We start from the raw sequence: 24,760 nt of genomic DNA, 5'->3' as shown, positions 1-24,760 counted from the left end.
GTTGGCCATCCTTTGCGTTAGTTGTTGTCTTCAGCGTTGCCGAGCCCGAAGCGGGCTCGCAACTCGGTTTCGCGCTCCGCGGCCTCGCCGAGCGCGTCGGAAGTAAAGTCTCTCACCTGCCGGAGCATCCCCGCGGCGCCGTTGGCCGTCCTGCGGGCCACGTGATCGGGGTGGAGCGCCTGCAGCCTGCGCATCACCCAGAAGGTGAGGAACGCGCCCAGCGACAGGTAAAACAGCCGCCTGATCATCGCGCCTGCCCCTGACGCGTCCTCGGGACGGCCTTGCGGGGCCTGCGGGCCTCGATGGCTCGGCGGACGCCGTACGCGAGCGAGGACACCTTGATCAGCGGCCCGGTGAAGATGGTCTGCGTCACCGCGCTGAGCTTGGCCGCGTGACCGCTGACCTGCTTGACGTCCTTGGTGATGGCCTCGACGGCGATCAGCTGCCGGTTGGTCTCGTTGACCGTGACGCTCATGTCGTCGAGCAGCGGCGTCAGGCGGTCGTTCAGGTCGGAGACCGCCTTGGTGGTTTCGGTGAGCAGCCTGGCCAGCTTGATGAGCACCATGGCGAGCACGCAGACCAGGACTATCCAGCCGGTGGCCGCGATCAGGCCGGCGACCTCTCCAGCGGTAAGCATGCGCTCATCTCCCTCGTACGCTGGGCCGGAACGGCAAGACCTTATCGCGTTCGAGTGACAACCTTGGTGAGGACGCCGGCCTTGACCGTGCTGCCGCGTCGGTGCCCGGCGCTCCCACGACCGCCCGCGTGCCGCCCCGATCCCGTGCGCCACCAGCCGTCCCCGGCCCGGGCCGTGTCCCAACGCCCGCGCACCCCAAACCTACGCCATCCCCCACCCTGCCACACACGCCTCCCCCAACGGCCTCCACACTCCCGGACGTCTGGAACACCCCGGCCACCGGCTCCGACCCACCCACCGCACGACCTTTCGCCGCCCGCCACCGCACCGCACACGTTGCGCCGAACGCCATTGCACCCCGACCCGCCGACCCGGCGCCGGGAAAGTGAAAGCGGCGGCTTCAGCGGCCCTGACCCGCCACGCCGGCACCACCACCCCGCCGCGCGTGCACCAGCACCCCACCGACCGCATTGCGCCGAACGCCACCGCACCACCACCCCGCCGAGACGGGGGTCAGGAGCCGCGGAGGAAGTCGCGGATCTTGGCCCAGCGGTCCGCGACCGGGCCCTCGGCGCCGTGGCGGGTCGGCTCGTAGTAGCGGCGATCCCGCACCTGCTCGGGCGCGTACTCCTGCCGCACCAGCCCATGGTCGAAGTCGTGCGGGTACTTGTAGCCGTCCCCGTGCCCCAGCTTGGCCGCCCCCGGGTAGTGGGCGTCGCGGAGGTGGCCGGGGACCTGGCCGATGAGGCCGCGGCGGACGTCGCCGATGGCCGCCCCGATGGCCTTGACCACGGCGTTGGACTTGGGGGCCATCGCGCAGTGGATGACCGCGTGCGCCAGGTTGATCTGCCCCTCCGGCAACCCGATGAGCTGCACCGCCTGGGCCGCGGCCACCGCGGTCTGCAGGCAGGTGGGGTCGGCCATGCCGACGTCCTCGGAGGCGAAGATGACGATGCGGCGGGCGATGAAGCGGGGGTCCTCCCCGGCCTCGATCATGCGGGCCAGGTAGTGGAGGGCCGCGTCGGCGTCGGAGCCGCGCATCGACTTGATGAACGCGCTGATCACGTCGTAGTGCTGGTCGCCCTGCCGGTCATAGCGTACGGCCGCCTTGTCGACGGCCTTCTCCACCACCTCCACGGTGATGTCGTCGGCCAGCAGCGCGGCCGCCTCCAGGTACGTCAGCGACCTGCGCGCGTCGCCGCCCGCCAGGCGTACGAGATGCTCCAGGGCCTGGGGCGCGAGCGTGGCGCGCCCGCCGAGGCCGCGCGGGTCGGAGACGGCCCGCTCCAGCACGGCGCGGATGTCGTCCTCTGTCAGGGACTCCAGGGTGAGCAGCAGCGAGCGCGACAGCAGCGGTGAGATGACCGAGAAGAACGGGTTTTCGGTGGTCGCGCCGATGAAGGTGACCCAGCGGTTCTCGACGGCGGGCAGCAGCGCGTCCTGCTGGGCCTTGTTGAAGCGGTGCACCTCGTCCACGAACAGCACCGTCTGCCGTCCGCTCATGCCGAGCTCGCGCCGCGCGTTGTCGATGGCGGCGCGTACGTCCTTGACGCCCGCCGACACGGCGGAGACCTCGACGAAGCGGCGTTCGGTGACGTTGGAGACGACGTAGGCGAGCGTGGTCTTGCCGGTGCCGGGCGGCCCCCACAGGAACAGCGACATGGGAGCCTCGCTCTCGACCAGGCGCCGCAGCGGGGTGCCCGGGCCGAGCAGGTGCCGCTGACCGATCACCTCGTCGAGCGTGCGCGGTCGCATCCGCACCGCCAGGGGCTGCGGGGTGGCCTCTTCGGCCGCGGAATCGAACAGGCTATCCACATCATGAGATTACACGCGCGGACTACGCTCCCCAGACCGCTCGCGCGCCCGAGTCCCCTGCGCGGAAGACGTAGTAGCCCGCCACCGCGGCCAGCACCAGCGTCAGCGCCGACAGGGTCAGCGTCGTGGCCCGGCCGAACCGGTCGCGGCCGACCGAGTCGCGTGCCGGGCTGGTGGCGTACACGAGCAGCAGCGCGGCCACGGCCAGCCCCAGCACCGACAGCAGCAGCGGGTTGGCGAAGCTCTGGTGCGTGGTGATGCGGGACCCCAGCGCGCCGTCCGCCGTGGCGAAGCGGGCCGCCTTGAGGCTCTCGCCGCTCTCCTTGGCCGCGAAGACCGCCACCGGAGAGGCCAGGGAGAGCAGGACCACCGCCCACGCCACGTACGTGCGCCAGCGCGAGACGATCGCGTAGACGGCCGCCGCGGCCACCAGCAGCGGGGTCAGCACGACGGCGAAGTGAATGATCAGTGGATGCGCCGGCAGGCCGAGGATCTGGTCGAACATGAGGTGCTCCTTAGTTCTCATTTCAACTACGAATCTCAGCACCATATGGTTCGCGACCTCACATGTCGTCCTCTGCCGCTTTCACCACTTACGTCCGGCACATATCGAAGGCCGGTAGCATGCGCGGAGTTGTTTGGTCATGCACGGGCAAAGTGAGAGGACATAGCGGTGAGCGGCGACGACCGCCAGAACGAGGAAGACCGCCAGAGCGAGCTGGCGCGGGAGCACAAGGAACGGCAGGCGAAGCGCGCCGCCGCCCAGACCACCAAGTCACGGCGGAACACCTTCATCGGCGCGGGCGTGGCCGTCGTCGTGGTCGCGGGCGGCATCTTCGCCGCGACCACGCTGGTCAACAAGGAACCCGGCAAGGCCTCGGCGGAGAGCAGCCCTTCCGCCTCCGCTTCCGCTTCCGCCTCCACGGAGCCGTCGGCCACGCCGACGGCCAAGACCGGCCCGGTCTCCTGCACCTACAAGCGGGAGACGGGGGTGCCGAACAAGTTCGTCGGCCTGCCGGGCAAGAAGCCCAACATGAAGCTGAAGAAGATGACGATCGTCACCAACCGCGGCACCGTCGTCGTCGATCTCATGACCGACGCCGCGCCGTGCTCGATCAACTCGCTCAGCTTCCTGGCGAAGAAGAAGTTCTACGACAACATGAAGTGCCACCGCCTGGTCACGCCCGACGTGTCCGGCGTGCACCTGCTGCAGTGCGGCGACCCGCAGGCCAAGGCCGACGGCAAGAACCCGACCGACGGCCAGGGCACCGCGGGGTACGTCTACGGCGACGAGAACACCGAGATCCCCCTGGTCAAGGGCGCGGTGTTCATGACCCAGGCGGGTGACGCGATGGGCCAGAACAACAGCCAGTTCGCCATCTCGCTGTCGGACGAGAACACCCAGCTCAACGTCGGCTACAACGTCGTCGGCATGGTCAGCGAGGGCATGGACATGCTGCTGGGGCTGGCCACCAGCGGCAAGGACCTGATCATCAACGAGGCCGACATCACCGGCGACGGCGGCACCACGGCGCCCAAGAACCCGGTGATCATCAAGAACATCACCTTCAAGTAGGGCGACAACGAGAACGGCGGGCACCGGCTCCGGTGCCCGCCGTTCTCACATGCCTAGACCTCGGCCTTGGGCTTGGCGTCGACGCCCGCCTCCTTGCGCTGCTCGCCCGTGATCGGCGTGGGCGCGCCCGTGAGCGGGTCGAAGCCGGAGGCCGTCTTCGGGAACGCGATCACGTCACGGATCGAGTCGCCGCCGGACAGCAGCATGCAGATGCGGTCCCAGCCGTAGGCGATGCCGCCGTGCGGCGGGGGCCCGTACTTGAACGCCTCCAGCAGGAAGCCGAACTTGCTCTCCGCCTCCTCCTTGGAGATGCCCAGCACGTCGAAGACGCGCTGCTGCATCTCGGCCCGGTGGATACGGATCGAGCCGCCGCCGATCTCCATGCCGTTGCAGACCATGTCGTACGCGTACGCCAGCGCCTCGCCCGGGTGGTCCTGGAAGTTGTCGGCCCACTCCGGCTTCGGCCCGGTGAACGGGTGGTGCACGGCGGTCCAGCCGATCTCGCGGCCCACCTCGTCGTACACGGGCTCGAACATGGGGGCGTCGACGACCCACAGGAACGCCCACGCCGACTCGTCGATCAGGCCGCAGCGGCGGCCGATCTCCAGGCGGGCCGCCCCGAGCAGGTCGCGCGAGGAGTGCTTCGGGCCGGCCGCGAAGAAGATCGCGTCGCCCGGCTCGGCGCCGACCTTGGCCGCGAGCCCGGAGAGCTCCTCCTCGGTGAGGTTCTTGGCGACCGGGCCGCCCAGCGTGCCGTCCTCCTGGACGAGCACGTAGGCCAGGCCCTTGGCGCCGCGGCTGCGCGCCCACTCCTGCCAGCCGTCGAGCTCCTTGCGCGTCTGCGAGGCGCCGCCCGGCATGACCACGGCGCCGACGTACTCGGCCTGGAAGACGCGGAAGGGCGTGCCGGCGAAGTAGCCGGTCATCTCGACCAGCTCCTGGCCGAAGCGCAGGTCCGGCTTGTCGGAGCCGTAGCGGGCCATCGCGTCGGCGTACGTCATGCGCGGCAGCGGCGTCGACAGCTCGTAGCCGGCGATCTCCTTCCACAGCCGGCCGATCAGCTTCTCGCCGACCTCGATGACGTCTTCCTGGTCCACGAAGGACATCTCGACGTCGATCTGCGTGAACTCCGGCTGCCGGTCGGCCCGCAGGTCCTCGTCGCGGTAGCACTTGGCGAGCTGGTAGTAGCGCTCGAGGCCGGCGACCTGGAGGAGCTGCTTGAACAGCTGGGGCGACTGGGGCAGGGCGTACCAGTTGCCGGGCTGCAGGCGCACCGGGACCAGGAAGTCGCGCGCGCCCTCGGGCGTGGAGCGGGTCAGGGTCGGCGTCTCGACGTAGACGAAGCCCAGCTCGTGCATCACCTCGTTGGCGAGGTAGGTGGCCTTGGAGCGGGTGCGCATGGCGCTGGCCACCTGCTGGCGGCGGATGTCGAGGTAGCGGTACTTGAGCCGGGCCTCCTCCGAGACCCCCACGTTGCCCTCGATCGGGAAGGGTAGCGGCGCGGACTCGCTCAGCACCTCGACCTGCTCGGCCACGACCTCGATCGCGCCGGTGGGCAGGTCGGGGTTCTCGTTGCCCTCGGGGCGGACCCTGACCTGGCCGACGACCTTCACGCAGTATTCGGCGCGCAGGTCGTGGGCGTGGTCCTCCTCGCGGAAGACCACCTGCGCCGAGCCGGAGGCGTCGCGCAGGTCGATGAAGACCACGCCGCCGTGGTCACGGCGGCGGGCCACCCATCCTGCGAGCGTCACCTGCTGCCCGGTGTGCTCCTCGCGGAGCGACCCGGCCTTGTGCGTGCGGATCACTGCAGTTTCCCTTTCAAAACGTCGACGACCTCGGCCAAGGGCACCTCGGTCTGCTCAGCGGTGGTCAGGTCCTTCACTTGCACGGCCTTGGCCGCCAGGTCACGCTCGCCCAGGATCAGGGCGAAACGGGCGCCGGAACGGTCGGCCCCCTTCATCGCGCCCTTGAGCCCCTTGCCGCCGAAGGACATGTCGGCGGCGACACCGGCCGCGCGCAGCTCGCTCACGAGCTTGAACATGGTCCGCGCCGCCTCGTCGCCCAGCGCCACACCGTACACCTCGCAGCGGGCCGGGGTGTCGAGCACGATGCCCTCCCGCTCCAGGGCGATGACGGTGCGGTCGAGACCGAGCCCGAAGCCGATGCCGGGCAGCGCCGGCCCGCCGATGGCCTCGGAGAGCCCGTCGTAGCGGCCGCCGCCGCCGATGCCGGACTGCGCGCCCAGCAGCGGGTGGTCGAACTCGAAGGTGGTGCGGGTGTAGTAGTCGAGCCCGCGCACCAGCCTGGGTGTGTCCTCCCACGGGATGTCCAGGTCGGCCAGGAGCTGCTTGACCCGGTCGTGGTAGTCCGTGCAGTCGGCGCAGAGGTGGTCGCCGATGAGCGGCGCGTCCTCGAGCTGGGCGCGCACCTCCGGACGCCGGTCGTCGAGCACGCGCAACGGATTGATCTCGATGCGGGCCCTGGTGGCCTCGTCGAGGTCGAGCGCGCGCAGGAACTCCTGCAGCCGGGCCCGGTAGATCGGGCGGCACTCCTTGCAGCCCAGCGAGTTGAGCAGCAGCCGCACCCGGGTGAGGCCGAGCGCGGTATACCACTGCCAGGCCAGCGCGATCGTCTCGGCGTCGACGGCCGGGTCCTCGCTGCCGATGGCCTCCAGGTCGAGCTGGTAGAACTGTCGGTAGCGGCCCTCCTGGGGCGCCTCCGCGCGGAACACCGGGCCGTCGGTCCAGACCTTCGCCGGGAGCTGGCCGCGGTGCAGGCCGTACTCCAGGACCGCGCGCAGCACGCCGGCGGTGAACTCCGGGCGCAGCGTCAGCGACCGGCCGCCGCGGTCGGTGAAGGTGTACATCTCCTTGCTCACGACGTCGGTGGACTCGCCGACGCCACGGGCGAACAGCTGGGTGTCCTCGAAGACCGCGGTCTCCAGGTACGAGTATCCGGCCCGCCTGGCCGTCTCGGCGAAAGCTCCGCGAATCGCGTAGAACGTCGAGGCCTGCGGTGGAACGTACTCTTTGACACCTTTAGGTGCTTGGAAGCTCATTAGATCCCTCGTGTGGGACCGGACTGCGGCGCCGCTTCCTTCAAATATGGGTTGGTAGCGCGCTCGCGGCCGATCGTCGTCTGTGGTCCGTGGCCCGGCAGGACGACCGTATCGTCAGGCAGCGTCAGGCACTTGGCAGCCAGGCTGCGCAAAATGGTCGTGTAGTCACCGCCGGGCAGGTCGGTGCGGCCGATGGAGCCGGCGAACAGCAGGTCGCCCGAGAACATGATCTCGTCGCCGGGCAGCCGGAAGCTCACCGACCCCCTGGTATGGCCGGGCGTGTGGTCGACCACGAGCTCGAGGCCCGCCAGCTCCAGCACGGCCCCGTCGGAGAGCTCGCGCACGTCGTCGGGCTCGCTCAGCGTCAGCCCGCCGAACATCGAGGCGCTCGTGCCCGACCAGCCGGCGGCCGGGTCGCTCAGCAGGTGGCGGTCGTCAGGGTGGATCCACGCGGGGACGTCACGCGCGCCGCAGACCGGGGCCACCGACCAGACGTGGTCGAGGTGGCCGTGGGTGAGCAGGACCGCGACCGGCTTGAGCCGGTGCTCGCGCAGCAGCTCGTCGACGCCCTCGGTCGCGTCCTGACCTGGATCGACGATCACGCATTCCTCGCCGGCCGCGGGCGCGACAACGTAACAATTGGTCTGGAAGGCCCCTGCGGGGAAGCCGGCGATGAGCATCTGCCTCAGGTGATCTCGTCGAAAAGCCAATGGGAATGTAACCGAAGGGTACCGGTGCGGGTCGCCGGGCTGCGAATCATTACCCGTTGGCCGATACGATTCGCCCACCTCAGTTGATTGACTATGGGAGGCAAAGCGGTGGCCACGGGGAAGGACCGGCAGAGGCAGCTCGCTCGTGAGCACTACGAGCGGCAGATGCATCGCCGGGTCGAACGCGAGCAGAAGGCCAAGCGCACGGCGATCATCGGCTCCTCGGTGGGCGTCGTGATCGTGATCGGCGGCATCGTCGCCGCGGTCGCGCTGCTGGGCGGCAACGACGCGGGGACCGACGCGGCCTCCTCGCCCACGGCGTCGGCCGCCGACACCGCCGCGCCGTCGGCCTCGGCCTCGGCTTCGGCCGCGGCGGGGCCCAAGCCGTACGACGCGGCGACGGGCACGTGCGACTACGTCAAGGACGCCGGAGGCGGGCAGGTCAAGGACGTCGGCATGCCGCCGGCCAAGGTCAAGACCACGCCGGCGACCAAGACGATGACGCTCAGGACCAACCAGGGCGACATCGTCGTCGAGCTGAACAACGCCAAGGCGCCCTGCACGACCAACTCGCTGGAGTTCCTGGCGAAGAAGAAGTACTACGACGGCAGCAAGTGCCACCGGCTCGGCAGCGCCCAGTTCCCGATGCTGCAGTGCGGCGACCCGTCGGCCAAGGCCGACGGCAAGAGCCAGGACGGCACCGGCGGCCCCGGCTACGTCATGGCCGAGGAGAACCTCCAGGGCGCCCAGTACAAGCGCGGCGTGATGGCCATGGCCAAAACGCAGGCGCCGGGCAGCACGGGCAGCCAGTTCTTCCTCGTTTTCGGAGACATCGGACTCACGCCGGATTACACGCCGGTGGGTACGATCACCAAGGGGCTCGACATCCTGGACAAGGTGAACAAAGCAGGCGTCATCGGCGACGCCGGCGACGGGACGGGGGCGCCGAAGCAAACCGTCGAAATCAAAGACGTGACAATCGCCAGCAAGAGCTGACGTAATACAAACTAGGGACGAAGTAGTCCCGAAGGGTCTGATGGAAAGTGCGGGAGGACACGGTGAGCACCGACCCGTGGGGCCGGGTAGACGACGACGGCACCGTCTACGTGCGTACGGCTGAGGGAGAGCGGGCCGTCGGCTCCTGGCAGGCCGGTGAACCCGAAGAGGCACTGGCCTACTTCCATCGCAAGTACGACGAGCTGGCCGGTCAGGTGCAGCTGCTGGAACAGCGCGTCAAGGGCACCGACCTGGCTCCTGCCCAGGCCGAGGCGAACATCGCCAAGCTGCGTGAGGCCGTCGCCGACGCCCACGCCATCGGCGACCTCGACGCGCTGACGGCCCGGCTCGACGGCCTGACGGAGCTGGTCGCCCAGCGCCGCGAGGAGGTCAAGGCGGCCCGCGAGCACGCGCGCGCCGAGGCCAGGTCGGTCAAGGAGCGCATCGTCGCCGAGGCCGAGCGCATCGCGGACGAGACCACCCACTGGAAGTCGGGTGGCGAGCGGCTGCGCCAGCTCGTCGAGGAGTGGAAGGCCGCCGACCGCATCGACCGGGTCACCGAGGCCGCGCTGTGGAAGCGGCTCTCGGCGGCCCGTACGGCGTTCGCCAAGCGGCGCAAGACGTACTTCGCGGGGCTCGACGAGCAGCGCGAGGGCGTGCGGGCGGCCAAGGAGCGCATCGTCGCCGAGGCCGAGGCGCTGGCCGACTCGACCGACTGGGGCCAGACCGCGGCGATCTACCGCGAGCTGATGCAGCAGTGGAAGAGCGCCGGCCGGGCCTCGCGCGAGGCCGAGGACGAGCTGTGGGCCCGCTTCAAGGGCGCGCAGGACCAGTTCTTCCAGGCCCGTTCCGCCGTCTTCGCCGAGCGCGACGCCTCGCTGGCCGCCAACGCGGAGGTCAAGGAGGTGCTGCTGGCCGAGGCCGAGAAGATCCTCCCGGTCACGGACGTGCGCACGGCCCGCTCGGCGCTGCGGAACATCCTGGAGCGCTGGGAGGCCGCCGGCCCGGTGCCGCGCGAGCAGCGCGACCGGCTCGAAGGCGGGCTGCGCAAGGTGGACGATGCCGTGCGCAAGGCCGAGGACGCCGAGTGGAAGCGCTCCAACCCGGAGGCCAGGGCCCGCGCGCAGAGCACCGTCGACCAGCTGCGCACCTCGATCGATCAGCTGGAGAAGCGGCTGTCCAAGGCGCAGACGGCCGGTCGCGCCAAGGACATCAAGGAGACCGAGGAAGCGCTGATCGCCCGGCGCTCGTGGCTGGAGGAGGCCGAGCGCACGCTCGCCGAGTTCAGCTGACCCAGTGGAAATGCCCGTGGAGGCCTCTTCGGGCCTCCACCGGGCCCTGCCAACCGTGCGCCGACCGTGCGCCGACCGTGTGGCGACCGTGCGCGAGCGAGTGGCGGCGGTGCGTGAAATGGGGCGGCGGCGGAAGGGGCTGAGACCTAGGCTGGCGGGCATGGATCCCGTCAGCGCCGCACGTGCCCTCGTCGAGGAGATGTTCCCGGGGGCCCTGTACGCCTTCGTCGGCGGCAGCGCCCTCACCGAGCGCCGCACCAGCACCTCCGACCTCGACGTCGTCGTGGTGCTCGACGGCCTGCCCACCCCCTACCGCGAGTCGCTGCGGTGGCGCGAGTGGCCCGTGGAGCTGTTCGTGCACAGCGAGACCAGCCTGCGCGCCTACCTCGACAAGGACTTCGACCGGCGCCAGCCGAGCCTGGCCCGGATGTGCGCCGAGGGCGCGGTGCTGACCGACCGGACCAGCGGCCGGGCCAGCGACCTCCAGGCGGCGCTGAGCGAGCGCCTGACGGCCGGACCGGGCGGTCTGACCAGCTCACAGGCCGAACGGGCCAGATACGCCCTCTCCGACCTCCTGGACGACCTCTCGGGGGCCACGGACGCCGGCGAGCGGACGTTCATCCGGTGGCAGGTGGCGCAGGAGACCGCCAGGATGGCGCTCGGGCTGGGGCGCAGGTGGCAGGGGAGCGGCAAGTGGCTGCTGCGCGAGCTGCGCGCCCACGACCCGGTGCTGGCGGAGGCGCTGCTCGGCGCCGTCGACGACTCGGCACGGCTGGCCGCCGTCGCCTCGGACGTCCTGGAACGCGCTGGAGGGCGTCTCTGGGAGGGTTACAGGGCCGAGGGTGACCCGTTCCACCAGCCGCTGCGTCACGTGCCCTCAGGGGAGCTCTCGGGCGAGACGGCGCAGAGCTCCGGCATGCACAGGCTCGCGGCGATCAGCGGGGCCACGGCCGGGTCCGTCCGCCTCTGGATGGGCCAGACCCACGTCGCGCCCGCCACGCGCTCGTCCGACCACCACCACGGGGCCTCGGAGACGGCCATCTACGTGGTCAGCGGCACGCCGTCGTTCGTGTTCCTGGAGGACGGGCGGGAGGTGCGGCTGGACACCAAGCCCGGCGACTACATCTTCGTGCCGCCGTACGTGCCCCATCGCGAGGAGAATCCGGACCCGTCGCAGGAGGCCGTGGTCGTCATCGCCCGCAGCACCCAGGAGGCCATCGTCGTCAACCTCCCCGACCTCCGCCCCCGCTGACCCGCCGCCGGGGCCCGGCGCCCCGGAGCGGTCAGTTGCCGGCGCCGCTGACGCGGTAGACGTCGAACACGCCCTGGATGCTGCGCACGGCCTTGAGCACGTGCCCCAGGTGCTTGGGATCGCCCATCTCGAACGTGAACTTGCTGATCGCCACCCGGTCCCGGGACGTCGTGACCGACGCGCTCAGGATGTTGACGTGCTGGTCGGAGAGCGTACGCGTGACGTCGGACAGCAGGCGCGGCCGGTCCAGCGCCTCCACCTGGATCGCGACCAGGAACACGCTGTCGTCGCTGGGCGACCAGCTGACCTCGACGAGCCGGTCGGGCTGCTCCTTGAGCTGCTGCACGTTGGTGCAGTCGCCGCGGTGCACCGACACCCCGTGCCCCCTCGTGACGAACCCGACGATCTCGTCACCGGGCACCGGGGTGCAGCACTTCGACAGGCGTACCCACACGTCGGCGTCGCCCGCCACGACCACGCCCGCGCCGCCACCGCGGGGGCGGCCGCGCAGCCGGGTGGGCAGCGAGGTCTCGGCGATGTCCTCCTCGGCGCTGTCGACGCCGCCGATCGAGGCCACCAGCTTCTGCACGACGGCCTGCGCCGCGATGTGCCCCTCCCCCACGGCCGCGTAGAGCGCGGAGACGTCGGGGTAGCGCAGGTCGCGGGCGAGCGCCAGCAGCGCCTCGCCGGACATCAGCCGCTGCAGCGGCAGGCCCTGCTTGCGCATGGCCCGCCCGATGGCCTCCTTGCCCGCCTCGATCGCGGTCTCGCGGCGCTCCTTGGAGAACCACTGCCGGATCTTGTTACGGGCCCGGCCCGACTTGACGAACTTGAGCCAGTCGCGCGACGGCCCGGCGTCCGGCGACTTGGAGGTGAAGATCTCGACCGTGTCGCCGTTGCCGAGCCGCGACTCCAGCGGCACCAGCCGCCCGTTGACCCGGGCGCCGATGCAGCGGTGGCCCACCTCGGTGTGCACGGCGTACGCGAAGTCGACCGGCGTGGCCCCCTCGGGCAGCGCGATGACCTGCCCCTTCGGGGTGAACACGTAGACCTCGGACACCGACAGGTCGAACCGCAGCGACTCCAGGAACTCGCCCGGGTCGGAGGTCTCCTTCTGCCAGTCGAGGAGCTGGCGCAACCAGGCCATGTCGCTGCCCGGCTTGACCTTGCCGGTGGGGCCGGGGCTGCCGACCTCCTCCTTGTACTTCCAGTGCGCGGCCACGCCGTACTCGGCCCGGTGGTGCATCGCGTGGGTGCGGATCTGCAGCTCCACCGGCTTGCCCTCGGGACCGATCACCGTGGTGTGCAGCGACTGGTACATGTTGAACTTGGGCATCGCTATGTAGTCCTTGAACCGCCCCGGCACCGGGTTCCACCGGGCGTGGATGGTGCCGAGCGCGGCGTAGCAGTCACGCACGCTGTCGACGAGGACGCGGATGCCCACCAGGTCGTAGATGTCGTCGAAGGCCACGTCGCGGGCGATCATCTTCTGGTAGACCGAGTAGTAGTGCTTCGGCCGGCCCTTGACGACGGCGCGGATCTTGGCCTCGCGCAGGTCGCCGGAGACCTTCTCGATGACCTCCTGCAGGAACAGGTCGCGGCGCGGCGCCCGCTCCGACACCATGCGCGCGATCTCGTCGTAGCGCTTGGGGTAGAGCATGGCGAAGGCCAGGTCCTCGAGCTCCCACTTGATCGTGTTCATGCCCAGGCGGTGGGCCAGCGGGGCGAAGATCTCCAGCGTCTCGCGCGACTTCTGGTGGCGCTTGTGCTCGGGGAGGTAGCGCATGGTGCGCATGTTGTGGAGCCGGTCGGCGAGCTTGATGATCAGCACGCGGATGTCGCGCGACATGGCGACGACCATCTTGCGCACGGTCTCGGCCTGCGCGGCGTCGCCGAACTTCACCTTGTCCAGCTTGGTCACGCCGTCGACCAGGGAGCCGATGGTGTCGCCGAAGTCGCCGCGCAGCTCGTCGAGGCTGTAGGCGGTGTCCTCCACCGTGTCGTGGAGCAGCGCGGCGCACAGGGTCTCGTCGTCGGTGCCGAGCTCGGCCAGGATCGTGGCCACGGCCAGCGGGTGGGTGATGTACGGGTCGCCGGACTTCCGCTTCTGGTCGCGGTGGTGGTAGGCGGCGACGTCGTACGCACGCTCGATCACGCGCAGGTCGGCCTTGGGGTGGGTGGCGCGGACCGTGCGGAACAACGGCTCCAGCACCGGATTCATGGCCCCACCCCCAAATCGCCTTCGACGCACCGCAGGAACGCCGGACGCCTCGGCGTTGCCGGAGTCGGTTACGTCGGGCACGACCACATCACGGGGCACACAGACTCCTCACGCAATGGCTCCTCACGTTCGAGTCCAGATCCCCCAGTGTATCCAGGCGGCGAACCTGGGCCGTCGCGGGGCGGGCTCAGACGATCACGAGGGAGTGCAGGTCCACTCCCGTCACCCGCTCACGTCCCTTGAGAAAGGCCAGTTCCATGAGCACGGCGATGCCGACGACCTCGGCGCCGGCCCTCTTCACCAACTCCACGGCAGCCCTCGCGGTGCCACCCGTGGCCAGCACGTCGTCGACCACGAGAACGCGGTCGCCGGGCGTGAAGGCGTCACGGTGGACCTCGATGGTCGCGGAGCCGTACTCCAGATCGTAGGACTCTTCGAGGGTTTCGGCGGGCAGTTTCCCCTTCTTCCGTACCGGTACGAAACCCGCCCCCGCCCGGTACGCCACCGGAGCCGCGAGGATGAACCCGCGCGCCTCGATGCCCACGATCTTGTCCACCTGGTGGAGCCCGGCCAGCTCGTCCACCACGGCCGCCATGGCGACCGGGTCGCCCAGCAGCGGGGTGATGTCCTTGAACATCACGCCCGGCTTGGGGTAGTCGGGCACGTCCCTGATCCTGTCCAGGATCATCGTGCTCAGCTCGGTCATGGCGTCTCCTCGCAATCGTGCACCGGCGGTGTGCCGGGCTCCATGATGGTGCATCTTGCGCGCACGCAACGACGCCCCCGACCCCGTGAAGGGCGAGGGCGTCGTGGCGTACGCGTGCTTGCTATCCCTTGGCTACGGCCGCGCTTTTGGAACCCTTCGGCCCCTTGCCGCTTCCCGTCGAGGCCAGCCTCCTGGCGATGGCCTGGTACTTCGGCTCCCGCTCCTTCAACGTCACCAGCAGCGGCGTGGCGACGCACAGCGAGGAGTACGTACCGACGATCATGCCGACGAACAGCGCCAGCGACAGGTCCTTCAGCGTGCCCGCGCCGAGCAGCGTGGTGCCGATGAACAGGATCGCCGCCACCGGCAGGATCGCGACCAGCGAGGTGTTCAGCGACCGGATCAGCGTGTGGTTGAGCGCGTTGTTGGCCGCCATCGAGTACGTCATCTTCGACGTGTGCCCCAGCTTGGCCGTGACCTCCTTGATCATGTCGAACACCACGACCGCGTCGTAGAGCGAATAACCGAGGATGGTCAGGAAGCCCAGCAGCGTAGCCGGCGTGACCTCGAAGCCCGACCAGGCGTAGATGCCGGCCGTGATGACGAGGTCGTGGATGAGCGCGACGATCGCCGACATGGCCATCTTCGGCTCGAACGCCATCGACAGGTACAGGATGATCGCCAGCATGAACACGCCCAGGCCGATCCAGGCCTTCTGCGAGACCTCACCGCCCCAGGACGGGCCGATGGCCTGCACGCTGACCTGACCGACCGGAGTGTTGAAGTCCTTGGCGATCTGGGACTGCACCTGCTCCCTGGTGTTCTCCGGCAGGCTCTCGGTGGTCACCCGCCAGCCGCCGGTGCCGGCCGACTGGACGATCGCCTGGTGCGCGCCCTGATCGAGGACGGCCTCGCGGACCTCCTGGACGGTGGCCTGCTCGGACTTGAACGAGAAGACCGTGCCGCCCCTGAACTCCACGCCCAGGTTGAGCCCGTTGATCAGCAGACCCGCGATCGAGATGAGCAGCAGAATGCCCGACAGGCTGTACCAGAGCCTCCATTGGCCGACGAAGTCGACATTGATCTCGCCGCGGTAGAGGCGACGCGCCAGTCCCATCTCAGGCCTCCTGCGGAGTGGTCGGGCGGTCGGACGAGCCGACCTCGCTCATGCGCTCGGCGTCGAGGCCGGACAGCGGGTGCCCCTTGGCGAAGAACTTCAGCCTCGCCAGCAGGGCGATGAACGGCTTCGTGAACAGGAACACCACCACGATGTCGATCAGCGTGGTCAGGCCCATCGCGAAGGCGAACCCGGCCACACCGCCCACCGCCAGGAAGTAGAGCACGATCGCGGCGATGAACATGACGGCGTCGGCGATCAGGATCGTGCGCCGGGCACGGACCCAGGCCACCTCGACGGCCGCGCGGAGCGTCCGGTGACCCTCCTTCATCTCGTCACGTATGCGTTCGAAGTAGACGATGAAGGAGTCGGCGGTGATGCCGATCGAGACCACGAGGCCGATGATGTGCGGCAACGAGAGCCGGAAGTTGGCGTTGTGGCCGAGCACGACCACCGCCGTGTACGTCAGGATCGTGGCGACCACGAGGCTCAGCACCGCCACGATGCCGAGGCCGCGGTAGTAGAGCATCGAGTAGACCACGACGAGCACGAGGCCGATGAGGCCCGCGATCAGACCGCCCTGCAGCTGGTCCTGGCCCAGCGTCGAGGAGACCGTGTCGACCGAGCTGCGGTTGAACTTCAGCGGCAGCGCGCCGTACTTGAGCTGGTCGGCCAGCGCGGTGGCGCTGAGCTGGTCGAACCCGCCGGTGATCTCGGCCCGACCGCCGGGGATCGGGCTGATGATGTTGGGGGCGGTGATGACGACGCCGTCGAGCACGACCGCGACCTTGTTGCGCGGCTCCTGGGAGTTGTAGGCGGTCGTGGTGAGCTTGCTCCACTCGGCCGCGCCCTTGCTCTTGAAGTCGAGCTGGACGACCCACTCGACGGTGCCCTGCCGGACGCCCGCCGAAGCCGTGTCGATGTCGGTGCCGACGACCTTGGCGACGTCGAGGACGTACTTGTAGCTGCCGTCGGTCTCGCAGCCGGCGAACTGCTTCTTCGGGTCGTCCTGGACGCCCTGGCCGCGGTTGGCCGGGTTGGCGCAGTCGAGCTTGTTGAACTGGGCCAGCACCGCCGGGTCGATGCCCTGGGTGTTGACGCCGGCGTTGGGGTTCTGCGCGGGCGGCGTGCTGGGCTGGCCGGACGGGGCCGCCGTCGGGCTGGCCTTGGCGTCCTGGCCCTTCTTCTGCTGCTTCTGAGGGTTGTCCGTGGCGGCCGGCTGCTGGGGGTTGTCCGTGGCGGCCGGCTGCCCCGACGCGGCGGGCGTCGGCGCGGTCAGCGCGGACGACAACGCCTTGCCCGTCGGCGACGCACTGGGCTTGGGCGTGGAGACCGCGGGCGAGCCGGACTTGTCAGACTTGGGGGTGGCGGACTGGCTCGCCGAAGCCGACGGGTTCGGCGTCGGCGCGTTCGTGGCCAGGTTCTGCGGAACCTGCGTGGCCTCCATGGCCAGCACCTGGCGGAAGCGCAGCTCCGCGGTGGTGGCGACCAGCTTGATGGCCTCGCTCTGTCCGACGCCCGGGATCGAGATGATGATGTTGCTGCCGGACCTGGCGACCTCCGCGTCGGAGATGCCGTTGCCGTTGACTCGATCGCGGATGATGTTGACTGCGCGATCGAGAATCTCATCCGGCGGTGCCGTGTTGTTCTGGGTCACCGGGGACAGAGTCACCGTCGTGCCGCCGGCGAGGTCGAGACCCAGCTTGGGCGTGAACGCCTTCTGCAGGAACATCGTCCCGCCCAGGGCGAGGATGAGCGCCAGCAGCACCAGGAGCGTTCGCCCCGGTCGGCTGTGGCGGCTGGTCGGTCGGGCCACTGGTCGTCAGTTCTTTCAGATAGAGGTTTGTCGCAGAGCTTAGTCAGGACTGCTTGGTGCTGGAGTCCTGGTCGTCGTTGCGATCCACGGTGGCCTCGGACTCCTTCTTGCCCTCCTCACCCGGTGCGGCGTCGTCGTCGGAGGACTCGTCCGCCGCGGGAGCGTCCCCGGGCGTGACCACACGGCCGATCGCGGCCTTCACCCAGCGGGTCTCGATCCCCGGTGCGATCTCGAGGACCACGTCCTCATTGTCCACCGACACCACGGTGCCGAACAGCCCGGTCGTGGTCATGACCCGGGCGCCCGGAGCCAGGGAGTTCTGCATTTGGATCGCCTCTTGCTGACGCTTGCGCTGAGGGCGGATCAGCAGGAAGTAGAACACCACCACCAGCAGAATCAGCGGCAGGATGCTACCGAGTTGTCCCATGTCCATAAGGGGCGACCTTCCATTGTCGTACAAGAAGTTGACACCGGCCTCGCGCCGGAAATTCCGTGCGTTGCGTCGGGGCCGCGCCGCTCAGCCCGTCAGCCTACACAGCCAGCCAAGCCACGGAGTGTAGGCCGTTGTTGCGAAACGCGGCAACGAGGCAGCGTTTCGGCGCGCGGGGAAGTTCCCATTTTGAAACGGTTGCAACCGTTCTGTGATCAGCCGTCTGAGTCGAATACCGCTGCTCCGAACGCGTCGGGGGGCGGGGTCATGCCGAGATGGCTCCAGGCGGCCGCCGTCGCGACCCGGCCGCGCGGGGTCCTGGCCAGCAGGCCCTGGCGTACGAGGAACGGCTCGGCCACCACTTCGACGGTCTCCGGCTCCTCCCCCACGGCCACGGCCAGCGTCGACAGGCCGACCGGGCCGCCGCCGAACTTCTTCAGCAGCACGTCCAGGACCGCCCTGTCGAGCCGGTCGAGCCCTTCGGCGTCGACTTCGTACAGATTAAGGGCCGCCGCCGCTATTTCCCGGTTTATCACCCCGTCGGCCCTTACGTCCGCGAAATCCCGCACTCGCCTGAGCAGCCGGTTCGCGATACGGGGCGTCCCCCGGGACCGCCTGGCGATCTCGTGCGCCCCGTCCCCGGGCAGGACCACGCCGAGCAGCCTGGCCGACCGGTAGAGCACCTGCTCGAGCTCGCCGACCTCGTAGAAGTCCATGTGCGCGGTGAACCCGAACCGGTCGCGCAGCGGCGCGGGCAGCAACCCGGCGCGGGTGGTGGCGCCGACGAGCGTGAACGGCGCGATGTCGAGCGGGATGGCCGTGGCTCCCGGGCCCTTGCCGACGACGATGTCGACCCTGAAGTCCTCCATGGCGAGATAGAGCATCTCTTCGGCGGGCCTGGCCATCCGGTGGATCTCGTCGATGAACAGCACCTCGCCCTCGGCGAGCGTGGACAGGATGGCGGCCAGGTCTCCGGCCCGCTCCAGCGCGGGGCCGGAGGTGATCCTCAGCGGCGCGTTGAGCTCAGCGGCGATGATCATGGACAGCGTGGTCTTGCCGAGCCCGGGCGACCCGCTCATCAGCACGTGGTCGGGCGGCCGCTGCCTGCGCAGGGCGCTCTCGAGCACGAGGGAGAGCTGCTCGCGCACCCGGCCCTGGCCGATGAACTCGCCGAGCCGCTTGGGCCGCAGCGCCGCCTCGATCTGCAGCTCGTCGCCACCGGCCTCGGACGACACCAACTCCCGCTCAAACCCCACCCCCACACCCCCTCACACCGGCCGCACCGTCAACGTCGCACCACACCTTCACACCGGCACCCACCCACCGCGACGGCGCCGTGACGAGCGCTCCCTGCACCCGGCCGGAGCCCACCGCGCCGCGACGGCGGGACGTGGTGCGGTGGAGACCGGCGCAACGCGGTCGGCGCCCGGCCGGGCCACGGTGCCGGGCCTGCGACTCGCTCGTCACGGCGAGCAGCCCGTGAGCCTTCACGACCGGCCATGACAGACGGAAACCGGCGTCGGCGCGTGCGGTTACCTTGGCCCCGCCGTAAAAACCGGGCTTGAGCGCGGCACGCGCGGTCACGCTGGCGAGCGCGGCACACGCGGGCACCTTGGCCAGCGCGGCGCACGCCGTCACCTCGACGAGAACGGCACGCGCGGTCACGTCGGCGGCAGCGGCATGCGCGGTCACATCGGCGCGAAAGAGCGCGGCGCGCGGACGGACGGGGCGGCGGGTCATCGGACGCTCAGGGATTGCAGGGCGGCCTTCAAAAGCGCGGCGACCTGGGGACGGCGTCCGGCGGCGAGGTCGGCGTCGGCGACCGGCTCCACGACGGCGACGGCCTCGTCTGCGTCCTTGCTGGAGTAGCCCAGCCCCACCAGCCCCGAGTGGACCTGATCGCGCCACGCCGCCACGCGCCGCTCCCCGTTGAGCGCGGCGTTGACCGCCTCCTCCGGCGTGCCGAGCCGGTCCTTCAGCTCCAGCACGATCCGCTGCGCCCCCTTCTGCCCGATCCCCGGGACCTGCGTGAGCGCCTTGAGGTCCGCACTGGCCACGGCGACGCGCAGCGCGTTGGGCGGGTGGACGGCGAGCATCGCCAGCGCCAGCTTGGGCCCGACCCCGCTGGCCGTCTGCAGCAGCTCGAACACGGCTCGCTCGTCGTCCGTGGCGAACCCGTAGAGGGTGAGCGACTCCTCCCGCACCACCAGCGACGTGGCCAGGCGCGCTTCCTCCCCGATCCGCAGCGTGGCGAGCGTGCCCGGAGTGCAGTGGGTGAGGATGCCGACGCCACCGACCTCGATCACGGCTCCGTCGGGAGCGATCGCGGCCACCTTGCCCGAAACCGACGCGATCACAGCCCACCATCCTTCCACGCCGCCGGGGCCCGCACACCACCGGCGAGGGTCACAGCCCGACATCCTCCCGCATGATCACGGACGACACGCCGCGGGCGCGCGGACCGGCCGCGCGGCGCGCCATCCCCAAAGCCGCCAGAGCCCCCGAAGCCCTCAGAGCCGCCAGAGCCCTCAGAGCCGCCAGAGCTCCCGAAGCCGCCCCCGAAGCGGATGATCACGGCCGGGTGTCCTTCCGGGTGGCCTTGGCGAGGGCGGCGGCGAGGCGGTGCTGGGCGCCGCCGCGCCACACGTGGCAGATCGCCAGGGCCAGCGCGTCGGCCGCGTCGGCGGGCTTGGGCATCTCGCTCAGGCGCAGCAGCCGGGTGACCATGGCGCCGATCTGCTTCTTGTCGGCGGTGCCGCTGCCGGTGATGGCCGCCTTGACCTCGGACGGCGTGTGCAGCGCCACGGGAAGCCCGCGCCTGGCCGCGCACAGCACGGCTATCCCGGCCGCCTGCGCGGTGCCCATGACGGTGCGTACGTTGTGCTGGCTGAAGACGCGCTCGACCGCCACCGCGTCGGGCCGTACGTCGTCGAGCCACTGCTCGATGCCGGCCTCGATGCCGACGAGCCGCGCGCCGAGCTCCTCGTCGGCCCCGGTGCGCACCACCCCGACGGCCACGAGCGTCAGCGGCGCGCCCGGCCGCCCCTCGACAACGCCCAGGCCGCACCGGGTCAGCCCCGGATCGACGCCCATCACCCGCACCGGCCCGCCCTCCCGTCGCCGAACACCTGTTCGGCACGAGACTTTACCCCGGCGGGGGCGCCCACGCACCGGTAATCGCCCGCACGCCGGGGAAGGGAGCCGCCGGCGCGCCTCCGATCAGAAGTAGTCCAGCATGTACGGCCTGGCGGCGAAGGCCGCGTCGAGCGCCTCGTCGTACCGGTCGTCACCGGACATCAGCCCGCTCAACCGCAGCGTGGCCGTCGGCACCCCCGCGTACAACGCCGAGAACCCGTTCACCGAGAGCGTGACCCCGGGCTCCTCGACGGGCGTCACCGCACCGGACCCGCCCGCGACCTCCAGCCGCCACGACCCCCCGCCGCTCAGCGGATCGTCCACGGTCACCACGGCCTCGCAGCTCACGTACGCCGGATAGCCCCGCCGCTCCACCGCGGCGGCCACGTCCAGCACCCTGAACATCCACCGCGACTGCCGCACCTCCTCGTTGGACCGCTCCCGCAGCATCCACAGCACCGGGTCGTCCGGAGCCACGGCGGCGACGACATGGCGCGCGATCGACGACGCGCTGCCGACCAGCGACCACAATGCCCGGGCGGTCTCCCCCGACCCGGCGACCAGGTTCTCCACCTGCATGTCGTCGCCGCGCCACCGGTAGACGACGAAGCCGTCCTCGGCCAGGTAGAGGAAGTCGTCCTTGTTCTCCAGCCACAGGGCCCAGGTGCCCTCGTCCCAGGAGATGGGGCCGCTGGCGCGGGTGGCCGAGTGGACGCGGTGCAGCAGGGAGACGACCTCGCCCGCGTCGTCCGGGCCCATCCTGCGCAGCTTGACCTGCCCGGACGGCCGGATCTGGCGCAGCCCCTCGGCCGGGAGCCGCACCTTGTACTGGCCTCCGGCGTGCTCGTAGCCGATCGAGCGGTAGATCGGCGTGGTGGCCGGAAAGAGCGCGGAGACCGCGTCGCCGAGGGAGGCGGCCCGCTCCACGACGGCCCGCATGAGCAGGCTGCCGACACCACGGCCACGATCCTCGGGATTGACGGTGACGCCGGCGACGCCCGCCATCGGCTGCGGCCTGCCGTGCCACCACTGCGTGAACCGGCGCAGCCGCGCGGCCCCGGCGAGCCTGGAGCCGTCGAACGCGCCCAGATAGCGGCCCTCACCGAGCGCCGGGAGCACCGCCCGGCGCCACTTCTCGTTGTCGCCGGGGGGCAGCGGCCCGAAAGAGCGCCTGCGCAGGTCAAGAACGTCGTCGAGGTCTTCGGCGATCAGGTTGCGAATCTCCACGAGGACCCAACCTATGGCGGGCCGCGCCGCCGGTCCACTTTGGGCGGCGGGGTGCCGCGCCTACGCGGCGGCGGTGCGCGCCCGCGAGCCGTTCGTGGTGATGGCGAGCCTGTCGAGGTAGAGCAGCTGGGCGGCCACGACGGCGACCAGCGCGACGGCGACGACGAGCAGCGGCGTGGCGGCGCCGACGTCGGGCTTCGCCGCGGTGAAGGAGCCGAGCTGGGCCATCTGCGCCACCGGCGCGGTGAACAACGTCGGCTTCTGGGCGACCAGCAGCGGCCAGAGCAGGTCCTGGGCGTTCATCAGGGCGACGGCCCCGGCGAGGATGCCCGCCATGGGGAGCGACGGGAGGAACACGCCGCCGAAGAAGTCCTTGTCGGTGCGCTCGGCCAGCCCCTTGCACAGGAGCGTGAGCACGAGCAGGGCCGGGACGCTGACGAGAAGGGGTGGGACGAGGGCCAGGAAGGAGTCGATGAGGCCCATGTTGCGCATGTTCTGCCAGTTGGCGACGCCGAGGGGCCCCGTACCGACGAACAGCCACGGCGCGAACACCAGCAGCAGCCACTCGCTCCCGCGCCCCAGCGGTCGCAGGCCGCCGATCCCGAGCGCGGCCAGGTAGGCGACGCCCACCGAGACGACCGCTCCGCCGATCGCCGGGACCCACGTGTTCACCTGGGAACGCAGGGAGCCCGCCTCCGAGGTGGGCGAGGCGAGCACGCCGTCGATCCACGGCCAGGCGCACACGAGCGCGACGGCGAGGAAGACCACCAGCGCCACGATCCCGACGGCCATGCCGACGGTCCCGGCACCACGTCCAGCGGCCGCGCCCGGCGCCACCACAGGAGCAGCCACAGGAGCCGCCCCCGGCACGATCGGCCCCGCCGCAGGGGCGGTCGGCACTCCCGCAGGGGGCGCAGGTGAGGTCGGCACGGTCGTGCCCGGCTCAGGCGCGGTACGCGGGATCAGCGTGACGCTCAGCCGGGAGGCCGCCACGACGACCGTCGCGACGATGCCCAGCACGCCGAGGATCACCCCCGTGAGGGTCGCAACGGACGCGCCAGGGCCGAACTCGGCCATCCGGAAGGCGGAGTCGTACTCCAGCCCTGCGAGCGTCTCTGTGGAGCGCTCAGGGCCGCCCCGGGTGAGCACGAGGCCGAAGGAGAACGTCTGGAGCCCGACCGCGACCGTGGCGATCGCGACGAGCACCCCCACCACGAGCATCGCGGGCCCCACACCACCGCGAGACGGCCCGGAAAAGCCCCGCGCATCGGAGAAGCCCTGCGGGGCGGAGCCGGCGCGCAGGGCGGGCAGGAACGCCATGACCGCCAGCGCGCACACCACCCCGAAAGTGCCGGCCGCGACGATCAGCCGGAGCGTTCCAGGCGCGGTCGCGGGATCGCGCAGCCCTTCGGCCAGCCCCGCCAGACCCGGCGCGTCCGGCGCCAGCCCGCGCATCCAGGCCGCCGCCACCCCCACCGGCGAGAACGTGACGATCGCCAGCGACAGCGCGATCCGCCCGGTCCTCCGCGGCCACGTGCCCGCCCGGTCGAGCGCCACCGCCAGCAGCGGCGCCACCACCACGGCCACCAGCAACGGGATCGCGACCAGCGACAGCGTGAACCACGCCGCCCGCCAGAACTCGCCGTCGCCCAGCAGCCTGCCGTAGTTGGCGAACCCCACGTACGTGCTCTCGCGCAGGACGCCGCCCCTCTGCAGGCTGAGCCAGATCGTCTGGGCCGTGGGCAGCACGAGCGAGATCAGCGTGCCGAGCAGCGCTGGCACGGCCAGCAGCCAGCCGAGCGCCGGAGAGGGGGCCTGTGGAGGGGTGGGGGAAGTCACGTCGCCCGACCCTACGCTGCCCCGTCCCTTCTCGCACCCGAAGAAAGCCCCGGAACCCACCCGCGCCGAAGAAAGCCCCGGAGCTCCTCTCACGCCCGGAGGAAGCCCCGGAGCGCCGCACGAGGGCGGGCACGCATGAGTAAGGGCCCGGCGTGGCCGAGCCCTTACGTCGTGCGATCGCTAGTCCAGCGCCGCCAGCACGTCGTCCGGCACGTCGAAGTTGGCGAAGACGTTCTGGACGTCATCGCTGTCCTCCAGCGCGTCGATGAGGCGGAACACCTTCTTGGCGCCCTCCTCGTCGAGCGGCACGCTCATCGTCGGCAGGAAGCTCGACTCGGCCGAGTCGTAGTCGAGCCCGGCCTCCTGCAGCGCCTTGCGGACCGGCACCAGGTCACCGGCCTCGGAGACGACCTCGAACGACTCGCCCAGGTCGTTGACCTCCTCGGCGCCCGCGTCGAGGACGGCCATGAGCACGGTGTCCTCGTCGAGCCCGTCCTGCTTGGGCACGATCACGACGCCCTTGCGGTTGAACATGTAGGAGACGGACCCGGGGTCGGCCAGCGAGCCGCCGTTGCGGGTCAGCGCGACGCGGACCTCGGAGGCGGCGCGGTTGCGGTTGTCGGTGAGGCACTCGATGAGCACCGCGACGCCGCCGGGCGCGTAACCCTCGTACATGATGGTCTGCCAGTCGGCGCCACCGGCTTCGAGGCCGCCGCCGCGCTTGCGGGCGCGCTCGATGTTGTCGTTGGGCACGGAGTTCTTCTTCGCCTTGAAGATGGCGTCGAAGAGCGTGGGGTTGGCGTCCGGGTCGGGGCCACCGGTCCGTGCCGCCACCTCGATGTTCTTGATGAGCTTCGCGAACAGCTTGCCGCGCTTGGCGTCGAGCGCGGCCTTCTTGTGCTTCGTCGTCGCCCATTTGGAGTGGCCGGACAT

Annotated in this window: 23 protein-coding genes; 4 read left to right on the top strand and 19 right to left on the bottom strand. The window is 70.5% G+C overall.

Features of this window, described 5'->3' with window-relative positions:
- Window positions 1–17: 17 nt before the first annotated feature.
- The 4 genes from ACIHFD_RS37015 to ACIHFD_RS37000 form a co-directional block, all read right to left on the bottom strand.
- Complete coding sequence (locus ACIHFD_RS37015) at window positions 18–248, bottom strand: hypothetical protein (protein WP_350727189.1); 231 nt, start codon at window positions 246–248, stop codon at window positions 18–20.
- Window positions 245–637 carry a DUF948 domain-containing protein gene (locus ACIHFD_RS37010; protein WP_350727188.1) on the bottom strand — a complete coding sequence of 131 codons (393 nt, stop codon included), beginning with the start codon at window positions 635–637 and terminating at the stop codon, window positions 245–247. Before ACIHFD_RS37010 ends, ACIHFD_RS37015 begins: the two co-directional genes overlap by 4 nt.
- Before the next feature lie 513 nt (window positions 638–1,150).
- Window positions 1,151–2,392, bottom strand: a complete 1,242-nt coding sequence (locus tag ACIHFD_RS37005; RefSeq protein ID WP_350727259.1) for a replication-associated recombination protein A — start codon at window positions 2,390–2,392, stop codon at window positions 1,151–1,153.
- Between the two features lie 82 nt (window positions 2,393–2,474).
- Complete coding sequence (locus tag ACIHFD_RS37000; protein WP_397370948.1) at window positions 2,475–2,957, bottom strand: DUF2231 domain-containing protein; 483 nt, start codon at window positions 2,955–2,957, stop codon at window positions 2,475–2,477.
- 168 nt (window positions 2,958–3,125) lie between these two features.
- Between ACIHFD_RS37000 and ACIHFD_RS36995 the strand changes: the two genes are divergently transcribed.
- On the top strand, window positions 3,126–4,028 hold the full coding sequence (locus tag ACIHFD_RS36995) for a peptidylprolyl isomerase (protein WP_397370947.1): 903 nt from the start codon (window positions 3,126–3,128) through the stop codon (window positions 4,026–4,028).
- A 53-nt stretch (window positions 4,029–4,081) separates the two neighbouring features.
- On the opposite strand, the gene aspS is transcribed toward ACIHFD_RS36995, so the two are convergent.
- From aspS to ACIHFD_RS36980, 3 genes are read right to left on the bottom strand one after another with little or no spacing between them, the layout of a single operon-like run.
- On the bottom strand, window positions 4,082–5,833 hold the full coding sequence (gene aspS, locus ACIHFD_RS36990) for an aspartate--tRNA ligase (protein ID WP_397370946.1): 1,752 nt from the start codon (window positions 5,831–5,833) through the stop codon (window positions 4,082–4,084).
- Window positions 5,830–7,086 (bottom strand): histidine--tRNA ligase, encoded by a 1,257-nt coding sequence (gene hisS / locus ACIHFD_RS36985; RefSeq protein WP_397370945.1) that lies wholly within the window; start codon window positions 7,084–7,086, stop codon window positions 5,830–5,832. Before hisS ends, aspS begins: the two co-directional genes overlap by 4 nt.
- Window positions 7,086–7,766: an MBL fold metallo-hydrolase gene (locus ACIHFD_RS36980; RefSeq protein WP_350727183.1), complete on the bottom strand. Its 681-nt coding sequence runs from the start codon at window positions 7,764–7,766 to the stop codon at window positions 7,086–7,088. Before ACIHFD_RS36980 ends, hisS begins: the two co-directional genes overlap by 1 nt.
- Before the next feature lie 138 nt (window positions 7,767–7,904).
- Here ACIHFD_RS36980 and ACIHFD_RS36975 point away from each other — a divergent pair, with 138 nt between their 5' ends.
- From ACIHFD_RS36975 to ACIHFD_RS36965, 3 genes are all read left to right on the top strand, one after another.
- On the top strand, window positions 7,905–8,792 hold the full coding sequence (locus ACIHFD_RS36975; RefSeq protein WP_350727182.1) for a peptidylprolyl isomerase: 888 nt from the start codon (window positions 7,905–7,907) through the stop codon (window positions 8,790–8,792).
- A 62-nt stretch (window positions 8,793–8,854) separates the two neighbouring features.
- Complete coding sequence (locus ACIHFD_RS36970; protein WP_397370944.1) at window positions 8,855–10,084, top strand: DUF349 domain-containing protein; 1,230 nt, start codon at window positions 8,855–8,857, stop codon at window positions 10,082–10,084.
- Window positions 10,085–10,244: 160 nt separating this feature from the next.
- Window positions 10,245–11,336 carry a cupin domain-containing protein gene (locus tag ACIHFD_RS36965; RefSeq protein ID WP_397370943.1) on the top strand — a complete coding sequence of 364 codons (1,092 nt, stop codon included), beginning with the start codon at window positions 10,245–10,247 and terminating at the stop codon, window positions 11,334–11,336.
- Window positions 11,337–11,367: 31 nt separating this feature from the next.
- Here the strand turns inward: ACIHFD_RS36965 and ACIHFD_RS36960 are convergent, their stop codons facing one another.
- The 12 genes from ACIHFD_RS36960 to ACIHFD_RS36905 all read right to left on the bottom strand — a co-directional run bounded on the left by ACIHFD_RS36960 (window position 11,368) and on the right by ACIHFD_RS36905 (window position 24,760).
- Complete coding sequence (locus ACIHFD_RS36960; protein ID WP_355198457.1) at window positions 11,368–13,557, bottom strand: bifunctional (p)ppGpp synthetase/guanosine-3',5'-bis(diphosphate) 3'-pyrophosphohydrolase; 2,190 nt, start codon at window positions 13,555–13,557, stop codon at window positions 11,368–11,370.
- 187 nt (window positions 13,558–13,744) lie between these two features.
- Complete coding sequence (locus tag ACIHFD_RS36955) at window positions 13,745–14,263, bottom strand: adenine phosphoribosyltransferase (RefSeq protein ID WP_350727178.1); 519 nt, start codon at window positions 14,261–14,263, stop codon at window positions 13,745–13,747.
- A gap of 121 nt (window positions 14,264–14,384) precedes the next feature.
- The gene (secF, locus tag ACIHFD_RS36950; RefSeq protein ID WP_350727177.1) at window positions 14,385–15,380 is read right to left on the bottom strand and encodes a protein translocase subunit SecF; all 996 of its coding nucleotides are present in this window, start codon (window positions 15,378–15,380) and stop codon (window positions 14,385–14,387) included.
- A 1-nt stretch (window position 15,381) separates the two neighbouring features.
- Window positions 15,382–17,196 carry a protein translocase subunit SecD gene (gene secD, locus ACIHFD_RS36945; protein WP_397370941.1) on the bottom strand — a complete coding sequence of 605 codons (1,815 nt, stop codon included), beginning with the start codon at window positions 17,194–17,196 and terminating at the stop codon, window positions 15,382–15,384.
- Window positions 17,197–17,239: 43 nt separating this feature from the next.
- Window positions 17,240–17,623, bottom strand: coding sequence for a preprotein translocase subunit YajC (yajC, locus tag ACIHFD_RS36940; protein ID WP_397370940.1), 384 nt, complete (start codon window positions 17,621–17,623; stop codon window positions 17,240–17,242).
- 218 nt (window positions 17,624–17,841) lie between these two features.
- The gene (gene ruvB / locus ACIHFD_RS36935) at window positions 17,842–18,882 is read right to left on the bottom strand and encodes a Holliday junction branch migration DNA helicase RuvB (RefSeq protein ID WP_397370939.1); all 1,041 of its coding nucleotides are present in this window, start codon (window positions 18,880–18,882) and stop codon (window positions 17,842–17,844) included.
- Entirely contained in the window at window positions 18,872–19,366 is a 495-nt protein-coding gene (locus tag ACIHFD_RS36930; RefSeq protein WP_397370938.1) for a hypothetical protein, read from the bottom strand. Before ACIHFD_RS36930 ends, ruvB begins: the two co-directional genes overlap by 11 nt.
- On the bottom strand, window positions 19,363–19,983 hold the full coding sequence (ruvA, locus tag ACIHFD_RS36925; RefSeq protein WP_350727173.1) for a Holliday junction branch migration protein RuvA: 621 nt from the start codon (window positions 19,981–19,983) through the stop codon (window positions 19,363–19,365). Before ruvA ends, ACIHFD_RS36930 begins: the two co-directional genes overlap by 4 nt.
- Before the next feature lie 214 nt (window positions 19,984–20,197).
- Window positions 20,198–20,728 carry a crossover junction endodeoxyribonuclease RuvC gene (gene ruvC / locus ACIHFD_RS36920; RefSeq protein ID WP_397370937.1) on the bottom strand — a complete coding sequence of 177 codons (531 nt, stop codon included), beginning with the start codon at window positions 20,726–20,728 and terminating at the stop codon, window positions 20,198–20,200.
- Between the two features lie 117 nt (window positions 20,729–20,845).
- Entirely contained in the window at window positions 20,846–21,988 is a 1,143-nt protein-coding gene (eis, locus tag ACIHFD_RS36915) for an enhanced intracellular survival protein Eis (RefSeq protein WP_397370936.1), read from the bottom strand.
- Window positions 21,989–22,048: 60 nt separating this feature from the next.
- The gene (locus tag ACIHFD_RS36910; protein WP_397370935.1) at window positions 22,049–23,827 is read right to left on the bottom strand and encodes a hypothetical protein; all 1,779 of its coding nucleotides are present in this window, start codon (window positions 23,825–23,827) and stop codon (window positions 22,049–22,051) included.
- Window positions 23,828–24,007: 180 nt separating this feature from the next.
- A complete protein-coding gene (locus ACIHFD_RS36905; protein ID WP_350727170.1) occupies window positions 24,008–24,760 on the bottom strand; it encodes a YebC/PmpR family DNA-binding transcriptional regulator in 753 nt (250 codons plus the stop codon).

Source organism: Nonomuraea sp. NPDC051941 (genome assembly GCF_044593615.1).
Note: the sequence above shows the minus strand (reverse complement) of the source record. Positions and strands in the feature narration are given on the sequence as shown.